The sequence below is a fragment of the Paraburkholderia sp. genome, from assembly GCF_047605525.1.
GTDB lineage: Bacteria > Pseudomonadota > Gammaproteobacteria > Burkholderiales > Burkholderiaceae > Paraburkholderia.
On the sequence record NZ_JASGFN010000058.1, the window covers coordinates 1 to 8,032 of the forward strand.

Below are 8,032 nucleotides of genomic sequence, written 5' to 3' on the forward strand. Positions count from 1 at the left end.
GGCTGCCGCGCCGGCTCCCGCCGCCACGGCGCCGAAGGCGGCGGCACCCGCTCCGCAGGCCGGCAGCTATGCGGGCGGCGCCGATATCGAGTGCGACATGCTCGTGCTCGGTTCGGGCCCGGGTGGCTATTCGGCCGCCTTCCGCTCCGCCGACCTCGGCATGAAGACCGTGCTGGTCGAACGTTATCCGACGCTCGGCGGCGTGTGTCTGAACGTCGGCTGTATCCCGTCGAAGGCGCTGCTGCATACCGCGCTCGTGATCGACGAGGCGGCTGATCTCGCCTCGCACGGCATCACGTTCGGCAAGCCGCAGATCGATCTCGACAAGCTGCGCGATTTCAAATCCGGCGTGGTCAGGAAGCTCACGGGCGGTCTCGCCGGCATGGCGAAGGCGCGCAAGGTCGAAGTGGTGGTCGGCACCGGCGCGTTCGTCGATCCGAACCACATGGAAGTGCAGACCGAAGGCGGCAAGAAGGTCGTCAAGTTCAGGCAGGCGATCATCGCAGCGGGTTCGGAAGCGGTGAAGCTGCCGTTCATTCCGGAAGATCCGCGGGTGGTCGATTCGACCGGCGCGCTCGAACTGCGCCAGATTCCGCAGCGCATGCTCGTGATCGGCGGCGGCATCATCGGTCTGGAAATGGCGACCGTGTACTCGACGCTCGGCGCGCAGATCGACGTGGTCGAAATGCTCGACGGCCTGATGGCCGGCGCCGATCGCGATCTCGTCAAGGTCTGGGAGAAGTACAACAGCAAGCGTTTTGCGAACGTGATGCTGAAGACGAAGACCACGGCGGCCGAAGCGAAGGACGACGGCATCTATGTGTCGTTCGAAGGCGAGAAGGCGCCGGCTGGGAAGCAACGCTACGACCTCGTGCTGGTGGCGGTCGGCCGTTCACCGAACGGCAAGCGGATCGGCGCGGAGAAGGCAGGGGTTGCCGTGACCGACCGCGGCTTCATCGAAGTCGACAAGCAGCAGCGCACGAATGTGCCGCACATCTTCGCGATCGGCGATATCGTCGGTCAGCCGATGCTCGCGCACAAGGCCGTGCACGAAGGCCACGTGGCAGCGGAAGCCGCGCATGGCGAGAAGGCGTACTTCGACGCGATGCAGATTCCGTCGGTGGCATATACCGATCCGGAAGTGGCCTGGGCCGGCAAGACGGAAGACCAGTTGAAGGCCGAAGGCGTCAAGTTCGGCAAGGCGGTATTCCCGTGGGCCGCGTCGGGCCGCGCGATCGCCAACGGTCGCGACGAAGGCTTTACGAAGCTGCTGTTCGATGAAGAGACGCATCGCGTGATCGGCGGCGGGATCGTCGGTCTGAATGCGGGCGATCTGATCAGCGAAGTGTGCCTCGCGATCGAAATGGGCGCGGACGCGACGGATATCGGCAAGACGATCCATCCGCATCCGACGCTCGGCGAATCGGTCGGCATGGCTGCCGAGCTGTATGAAGGTGTCTGTACCGACCTGCCGCCCGTCAAGAAGAAGTGAGGTTCATCGGTTCGCCTGCATGGCGACATGCGGGCGGAGCGAAGCGGCTGCGGTGGCGAATAGATACGGCCACTAAGCGTGGCCAATAAAAAACGGCGCGCTCCTCGCGGAGTGCGCCGTTTCTGTTTGTGCGGACTGGCGGCACGGCAGTGGCAGTCCAGTGGCGAGCAGGGCGCGACATCGGATACGTTCCCGTGCGGCACTCCGCAACAAGCGGCAAAAAAGACGGACAAAAAAATCCCGGCCTGGCGACCGGGCAAAACGATACGCTATTTCAACGTATCGGAGCGTTCGGCCAATCAAACCGTGTAAGCGGCAACGGCACGACGCTGTTGCTTGCAATAACGCCGGCGCAGCGGGAACGCTGGGCCGGCGTGAAAGCGATGCCCCGACGATGCGGGGCGTAGACGGACGTGAAGCTTAGACCGTCTTCTTGGCGGCGCGCGATGCTTGCGCGGCGGCTTGCGAAGCTGCCTTCGACGCGGCCGTTGCGGCTGCATTGAAGTTGCTTTCGGCGATTTCGACTGCCTGGCGGGTTGCCTTGTGGACCGTTTCGTACGTCGTGTTGGCGGCGGTGATAGCCGACTTCATCACGGCGACAGCGGTTTCCGAACCAGCCGGCGCGTTCTTCGCGACGTTTTCGACGAGCGCCTGGACCTTGCGGTTCTGCTCTTCGAATTGCGCTTCCGCGACGCGGGTGAATTCACCTTGCGTTGCCGAAACGATTTCATACACGTGGCGGCCGTACGACAGCGCCTTTTCAGCCACCGGCTGCGCGAGGCTCGCCTGCAGTGCCAGCAGTTCCTGCGCGTCCTTCACGGAGAGAGCGCGTTGGGTGTTTTCCTGGCTTTCGGCGAGCGTCGACTTCACAACTTGCAGGTTCAGCTCGACCAGCTTTTCGACGCCTTCAAATGCTTTGGTCGTCAGGCCGAACAGGGTTTCGAAGTTGGCTTTCTGGGCTGCGGCGAATTGCTCAGGGGTCAGCAGAGTCATGGTTTACGCTCCTGGATTGCGGCCGGTCTGTGCGACCGCATTGGGTTAGTGGCGAGACGCAGGTTGATCGTCTGCCTGGACCGCGATGTATTGTGCATCGCAGCAATGGTTCCCATTTTAGGATGCCCAGAAAGAAAGTCAAGCGTTTTTTGTGCGTCGCACAATCATCAGAAAATATCGATAAAACAATACGTTATGCAGTAGGCATGTCATTCATATGACGCGGGACGATTTATCCGTTGCACCGAGTTGGTGCGATATAAAGCGCTAGTAGGATGCCGTTTTGGGAAACATTTTTTTCCTGCGAGACAGTTTACGCAGACACCAGAATGGGCCGGGTACAATCGACCCTCCCCGGAAAACCGGCGATCGTGCATTCGATGTAAACCACAAACTGCCACGGAACGTTAAGGATCCACGGCAGTCAAATGCGCGTCAGCGATCTTCGGCGGGCGCTTAACAGCACCGTCGCGAGAGCGCAACGCCTTCATTGCACGGCGGTGGTACTCGCCGATGTTCTGACCGTATTTCCCCGAATCAAGGTTGTCTCGAAATTGCCGTTAAGCTGCAAGAATCTGCTCGATTCCTGTGAGCGGCGGCAATGGCGAGGCGCGACTGGCGACGATCGTTTTTTTCGATCGAGGCGCGGCACTTATTTGCGTTTTCACGATCCGAGCTTACAAGCCGGTTTAAGGAGCGCGTATAAGTGCTTCAAATTGCTAATTTTTCGTTGCTTTACTACACTTGCGGAAATCTCTCGCCGCTCCCTATCGAACATCCATGAAAACCGACATGTTTTCGTCGCTAAAAATGATCCACGGCGCGGCGCGCGCCACCGCTCTGTCGGTGGCCGTCTCGTTGGCCGTTGCGGCGACGCTTGCTACGCCTGTCAGTACCTTTGCAGCAACTTCTGCTGCAAACGCAAAAACCTCCAAACACGCCAAAACTGCTAAAAAGCCGGCCCCGGCAGCCGCCACCGCGAAGGTGTCGAGCCGGGCGGCGAAAGCCGGCAAAGGCGCGGCTGTAAAAGCCGCCGCCGCGGAGGAGGAAGCGCCGCGCGCCGGCGTCAGGCGCAAACGCGTGACGTTCGCGGCAAATGGCCGTCACCATTCGGTCGTGCGGCGTGTTGCGTACGAACCGCGGCCGCCGTCGGTCGGCCAGGCATTCGGCCTGCATGAAACGCCGGATGCGTTGATGCTGCGCTCGAGCGTTGCCTATGTGGTCGACCAGAACAACGGCGAGGCGCTCTTCGACAAGAACTCGCGCGCCGTGGTACCGATCGCGTCGATCACGAAGCTGATGACCGCGATGGTCGTGCTGGATTCGAAAGAGCCGATGACCGACCAGATCGAAGTCACCGACGAAGACCGCGATTACGAGAAGAACACGGGCTCGCGGCTGTCGGTGGGCTCGGTGCTCTCGCGCGAGGACATGCTGCACATCGCGCTGATGGCGTCGGAAAACCGCGCGGCGGCGGCGCTGTCGCGTTACTACCCGGGTGGCCGTCCGGCGTTCCTCGCGGCGATGAACGCGAAGGCGAAGCAGCTCGGCATGAATGACACGCACTTTGAGAACCCAACGGGTCTGACGAGCCAGAACGTGTCGAGCGCGCGTGATCTCGTGAAGATGGTCAACGCTGCGTATCAGTATCCGATGATCCGCCGGTTCTCGACCGATCACAGCTATGAGGTGTACACCGGCAAGCGCACGCTCGCGTACAACAGCACGAACGCGCTGGTGCGCAATCCGACGTGGGACATCGGTCTGCAGAAGACCGGCTTCATCAACGAAGCGGGCGAGTGCCTCGTGATGCAGGCGACCATCCATGGCCGTCCGATGATCATGGTGTTGCTCGATTCGTCGGGCAAGTACTCGCGCTTCGCGGACGCGTCGCGTCTGCGCACGTGGCTCGATAACGGCGGCGACCAGCCGCGCATCACGAGCGCCGATGCGGGTGGTGCGGGGACTTGAAGCCTGAGTGAACCCGCAGCCGGTCTGTGCAGGCCGGCTATGATTGCCGCGCAAAGAAAAAGCCTCGCGAATGCGAGGCTTTTTTCATGGGGCTGACAGGGACCGAGAGCTCGCCGCGTCAAGTATGCTGGTTGTGGCGCGAGTGATCCTGCTGTGCCTGCGGCCGATAGCCGAGCGATTCCGAAATCATCAGCGCCGTCTGGCTCAGTTGTCCAAGCCACGAATCCTGCAGGCGGTCCGCCGGCGCCGATAACGACAGACCCGCGACCAGCTTGCCGGTATCGTCGTAGATGCCGGCGGCGATGCAGCGCACGCCAAGCTCCAGTTCCTCGTTGTCGCGCGCGCAGGCTTGCTGACGCACGTGCGACAACTCGCGCTCGAGTTTCGCGAGATCGGTGATGCTGTTCTGCGTGTGGCCCGACAGACCGGTGCGTGTCGCGTAGGCGCGCACGCGGGTCGCTTCGTCGGCGGCGAGAAACAGCTTGCCGACCGAGGTCAGATGCAGCGGCGCGCGTCCGCCGATCGCCCGCACCACCTGCATGCCGGAGCGCTCCGAATACGCGCGTTCGATATAGACGATCTCGTCGCCCTGGCGCACCGACAGGTTCACGGTCTGCCCGGTCTGACGGTGCAGCTCGCGCATCGGCGTGAGCGCCGCGTCGCGCACCGACAGCCGCGCCTTCACGAGGTTGCCGAGTTCGAGCAGGCGCATGCCGAGACGGTAGGTGCCGGGGTCCGAACGGTCGACCAGCCGGCACATCACCATGTCGTTCAGGATGCGGTGCGCGGTGGAGGGGTGCAATTCCGTGCGCAGAGCAAGTTCTTTCAGGCTGACGGGGTCGCTATGCGCTGCCAGTGCGTCGAGCAGGCGCATCATGCGCTCGATCACCTGGATCGAAGTTTTGGGATCCGGGTTCGTATCGCTCATATGAGAATCGGTAGATGCGTCAAACAGCGGAAACTGATTGTATCTCGTATGGTGAAAAAAGCGAACGCGCTTCGAAGCGCGCTTCCAATCCGGCGCGACGCGCGTCCTATGCCTTCCGGCCGTTGGTATTGGCATGGCAAACAGCGGATAATCAGGGACGTTTCCCGGAAGGAGGGCTCATGCGAGTCGGATTGTTCGTCACCTGTCTGATCGACCTGATGCGTCCCGAAATCGGTTTTTCGGTCATCAAGCTGATCGAAGGCGCCGGTTTCGAGGTGGTGGTGCCTCCCGCGCAAACCTGTTGCGGGCAACCCGCGTACAACTCGGGAGATCGCCGCCTTGCACGCGACCTCGCCGAGAAAACCCTGCGCGAATTCGAACAGTTCGACTACGTGGTGGTGCCGTCGGGCTCCTGCGGCGGCATGATCCGCGCGCACTACGGCGACCTGTTCGCCGACGATCCCGACCTGATGAACCGCTTCGGCCGTCTGCGGGCCAAGGTGTTCGAGCTGACCGATTTCCTCGTCAACGTGGCGAAAGTGCAATTGCAGCCGCGCGAGTTCGCGGGGCAGGTGACCTATCACGACTCCTGTTCGGGCTTGCGCGAACTCGGCGTCAAGACGCAGCCGCGCGAGTTGCTCGCGCAGGCGGGCATCGCGGTGACGGAGATGAAGGGCTGTGAGCACTGCTGCGGCTTCGGCGGCACGTTCGCGGTCAAGTACGGCGATATTTCCACGGCAATCGTCGACGAAAAATGCGCGAATATCGCCGCGAGCGGCGCGGGCACGGTAGTGCTCGGCGACCTCGGCTGCATGCTCAATATCGAAGGCCGGCTGCGGCGCAATGGGGATTCGACTACGCGCGTGCTGCATATCGCGCAGGTGCTGGCCGGCGACGTGTAGCCCTGTCTGTGCGACGCGTCGCCGCCGTGCCGCGTGCGTTTTCTGGGCCGTCCGCTCGTTAGTCCTCGTCGCTTAACTCTTTTTGCATTGCATCGCGCGCGAGTTAGCGACGCGCGTTTCGATCCGATTCCACCAAGGCCGCCATGCAAGTTCAATCGATGCAGTTCAAGGCTCGCGCTGGTCAGAAACTCGCCGACCAGCGTCTGCAGCAGAACCTGACCAAGCTGTCCACGAAGTTCGTTTCGGCACGTGCGAGCGCGATGACCGCGATCGACTTTCCGGCGACCCGTGCCGCGCTCAAGGAGCGCCGTAATCGCGCGCTCGCGAATCTCGACGTGTGGCTGGAAACCTTCGAGCGCGAGGCGACCCGGCGCGGCGTGACCGTGCTGTTCGCCGAGACCACGCAGGAGGCGGCGCGGCTCGTCGGCGATATCGCGCGCGAGCATGACGTGAAGAAGGTGATCAAGACCAAGTCGATGGTCACCGAGGAGATGCGCCTGAACGAAGTGCTCGGCCAGATGGGCGTGCAGTCGATCGAAACCGATCTCGGCGAATACATCCTGCAGATCAACGATAACGAGCCGCCGAGCCACATCATCGCGCCGGTCGTGCACAAGGATAAGGACGAAATCGCCGACCTGTTCGCGAAGACACATGGTCGGCCGCGCCTGACCGAAATCCCCGAGATGACGCGCGAGGCACGCGAGATGTTGCGCCCGCATTTTATGAGCGCGGACATGGGCGTGACGGGCGGCAATTTCATCGTCGCGGAAACGGGTTCGGTCGTGGTCGTCACGAACGAGGGCAACGAAGGCATGTGTACGGTGATGCCGCGCGTGCATGTGGCCGTCACCGGTATCGAAAAGGTGCTGCCGACACTGGAAGATCTCGCGACCGCGATGCGTCTGTTGCCGCGCTCGGCGACCGGGCAGGCCACCTCGAATTACTTTTCGATGCTGACGGGCCCGCGTGGCGCGGGCGATCAGGACGGCCCCGAGCATATGTACGTGGTGCTCGTCGACGGCGGGCGCACGGGGCTGATCGGCGGCGATTTCCAGGAGATGCTGCGCTGTATCCGCTGCGGCGCGTGCATGAATCATTGCCCGGTTTATCAGAAGGTCGGCGGCCATGCGTATGGATGGGTTTATCCGGGGCCGATGGGATCGGTACTGACGCCAAGCTATGTTGGTATCGACAAGGCGCTCGATCTGCCGCAGGCCGCGACGCTATGCGGCGAGTGCAACAGCGTGTGCCCGGTCGGCATTCCACTCTCCGACCTGTTGCGCAAGCTGCGCGAGAAGCAGATGGAGCGGCGTCTGCGGCCGTGGAAGGAGCGCGCGGGGCTGGCGCTGTGGGGCTGGCTGGCGCTGCATCCCGACGCGTATGCGCTCGTCACCAAACTGGCCGTACGCGTGTTGGAGCGGATGGGTGGGCGCAATCACTCGATTGCGAAACTGCCGCTCGGCGGGGCGGGATGGACCAATACGCGCGATATGCCCGCGCCGGTCGGGCGGACGTTCAGGGAACTGTACGCCGCGCAACGCAGCCATATCGGCTGAGCGGGCGGCCGTCGGGCGTGGCGCAGTAGTCCGACGTCGCTCGGGTTTTGTCCTCAGTGTTCGGTCATCTGCCCCGGCTGGCGCGCGGGTGCGTTTCTTACCCAGGCGCCCCCCCGACCGCCGCCGTTGCCGGCCTGCGGCTGTGCCGGCGGCGGGCCGCCTGCGCCGGGGCGCGGGCCGCCATTCG

Annotated in this window: 6 protein-coding genes; 4 read left to right on the plus strand and 2 right to left on the minus strand. The window is 62.8% G+C overall.

What is annotated here, in order from left to right:
* Window positions 1-1,492: dihydrolipoyl dehydrogenase (lpdA, locus tag QM685_RS36500; RefSeq protein ID WP_415124349.1), on the plus strand; the 1,492-nt coding region annotated here is incomplete at its 5' end.
* 420 nt (window positions 1,493-1,912) lie between these two features.
* On the opposite strand, the gene QM685_RS36505 is transcribed toward lpdA, so the two are convergent.
* Complete coding sequence (locus QM685_RS36505) at window positions 1,913-2,485, minus strand: phasin family protein (protein ID WP_085480624.1); 573 nt, start codon at window positions 2,483-2,485, stop codon at window positions 1,913-1,915.
* 780 nt (window positions 2,486-3,265) lie between these two features.
* Here QM685_RS36505 and pbpG point away from each other — a divergent pair.
* Window positions 3,266-4,456, plus strand: a complete 1,191-nt coding sequence (gene pbpG / locus QM685_RS36510) for a D-alanyl-D-alanine endopeptidase (protein WP_415124351.1) — start codon at window positions 3,266-3,268, stop codon at window positions 4,454-4,456.
* A gap of 118 nt (window positions 4,457-4,574) precedes the next feature.
* Here pbpG and QM685_RS36515 read toward each other — a convergent pair whose 3' ends face one another.
* A complete protein-coding gene (locus QM685_RS36515) occupies window positions 4,575-5,384 on the minus strand; it encodes an IclR family transcriptional regulator (RefSeq protein ID WP_415124353.1) in 810 nt (269 codons plus the stop codon).
* Between the two features lie 179 nt (window positions 5,385-5,563).
* Here QM685_RS36515 and QM685_RS36520 point away from each other — a divergent pair, with 179 nt between their 5' ends.
* Window positions 5,564-6,286 (plus strand): (Fe-S)-binding protein, encoded by a 723-nt coding sequence (locus tag QM685_RS36520; protein WP_415124355.1) that lies wholly within the window; start codon window positions 5,564-5,566, stop codon window positions 6,284-6,286.
* Window positions 6,287-6,429: 143 nt separating this feature from the next.
* Entirely contained in the window at window positions 6,430-7,845 is a 1,416-nt protein-coding gene (locus QM685_RS36525) for a lactate utilization protein B (protein ID WP_415124357.1), read from the plus strand.
* The last annotated feature ends 187 nt before the right edge of the window (window positions 7,846-8,032 follow it).

Bases quoted from the DNA above. Each gene is read 5' to 3' on its own strand.
- QM685_RS36505 (WP_085480624.1), bottom strand. From the start codon at position 2,485: ATGACTCTGCTGACCCCTGAGCAATTCGCCGCAGCCCAGAAAGCCAAC.
- QM685_RS36525 (WP_415124357.1), top strand. From the start codon at position 6,430: ATGCAAGTTCAATCGATGCAGTTCAAGGCTCGCGCTGGTCAGAAACTC.
- pbpG (WP_415124351.1), top strand. From the start codon at position 3,266: ATGAAAACCGACATGTTTTCGTCGCTAAAAATGATCCACGGCGCGGCG.
- QM685_RS36520 (WP_415124355.1), top strand. From the start codon at position 5,564: ATGCGAGTCGGATTGTTCGTCACCTGTCTGATCGACCTGATGCGTCCC.
- QM685_RS36515 (WP_415124353.1), bottom strand. From the start codon at position 5,384: ATGAGCGATACGAACCCGGATCCCAAAACTTCGATCCAGGTGATCGAG.